This is a genomic window from Streptomyces sp. NPDC007264, assembly GCF_042869095.1.
Classification (GTDB): Bacteria; Actinomycetota; Actinomycetes; order Streptomycetales; family Streptomycetaceae; genus Streptomyces.
Genome location: NZ_JBIAFD010000050.1, coordinates 1 through 1,233 on the forward strand (window position 1 = coordinate 1; position 1,233 = coordinate 1,233).

1 protein-coding gene is annotated in these 1,233 nt (G+C 66.1%); it reads right to left on the reverse strand.

Annotated features, from left to right (window positions below):
- Positions 1 to 25 precede the first annotated feature (25 nt).
- Entirely contained in the window at positions 26 to 1,186 is a 1,161-nt protein-coding gene (locus ACFYMU_RS33415) for an IS30 family transposase (RefSeq protein ID WP_388381491.1), read from the reverse strand.
- Between the last annotated feature and the right edge of the window lie 47 nt (positions 1,187 to 1,233).

Below are 1,233 nucleotides of genomic sequence, written 5' to 3' on the forward strand. Positions count from 1 at the left end.
GGCGGTTTCCAGCAGTGGTCGCGAATCAGCTGATCAATGGGCCTGCGAGGCATTCTCTCATGGCCTCGGCGGGGGTCTTGTCGCCGAGGACGAGGCGGGGGCGCCGGTTGAGCTGGCGGGCGACGTCGCGGAGGTCGCGGACGGTGTGGATGGACAGGTCGGTGCCCTTGGGGAAGTACTGCCGCAGCAGTCCATTGGTGTTTTCGTTCGTGCCGCGCTGCCAGGGCGAGTGCGGGTCGCAGAAGTAGATCCGGAAGCCGGTGAGGGCTTCGATGTCCTCGTGCAGTGTCAGCTCGCGGCCCTGGTCCCAGGTGAGGGTCTTCCGCAACTGGGGCGGGATGTGAGCCGTCTGGATGATCAGCGCGTTGCGGACCTGAGGGGCCTTCCAGCCGTCGGGCAGGTGGATCAGGTGGACGTAGCGGGTGGAGCGTTCAACGAGGGTGCCGATCGCGGAGCTCTGGCCGCGGCCGATGATGAGGTCGCCCTCCCAATGTCCAGCAATCTTACGGTCGTTGACCTCGATGGGGCGCTGGTGGATCAACGTCATGTTCTTGATCTTGTTCAGGGTGGGGGCGCCTCGGCGCTGCTTCTTGCGGCGCACTCGGCCAGTGCGGAGCTTGGCCTTCTTGCTGCCGACGAGGCCGGCGAACAGGGCCCGGTAGATCGTTTCCGGGCAGGCCCGCATCGCCGGGTCGTGGGCGTGCTGGCGGGCCAGGTGACGCGAGATCTGCTGCGGGGACCACTTCTCGGTGAGCTTCTCGCGCACCAGTGTGCGCAGCGGTTCGCTACTGCGGATCTTCTCCTGCTTGGGGCGCCCGCGACGCAGCAGGGCCTGATTGTGGGCCCACCAGGGGTGGTAGCTGCCGTCCGGCTTGGCGTTGCGCTTGATCTCCCGGTAGACGGTCTGGAAGCTCTTGCCGATGGACGCGGCGATCTCCTTGGCGGTCTGCTTGGCGTGCAGGCCGTCGGCGATGGCGATGCGGTCGTTCTGGGTGAGGAAGCGCGGCGATATCGGGCCGGGGTCTGGGACGATCATGCTTCCAGCTTCGATGAACCAGTTCGAGCCGCAGCTGGCGGATACCCCGACCACCCGGGCAGCCGCCGCACCCTTGTACCCCTCCCGTAGCAGCTCGAAGTACCGCTTCTTCACCACGATCGGCATCTTGTTGGGGGCGTACTTCGGCATCCGAACGTCTCCTTCCGGGGCGTTCGCAACCACCGATAGAACTCAAG

What these genes read in the sequence shown, in the direction of transcription:
- ACFYMU_RS33415 (WP_388381491.1), bottom strand. Translation starts at nt 1,186, where the DNA reads ATGCCGAAGTACGCCCCCAACAAGATGCCGATCGTGGTGAAGAAGCGG.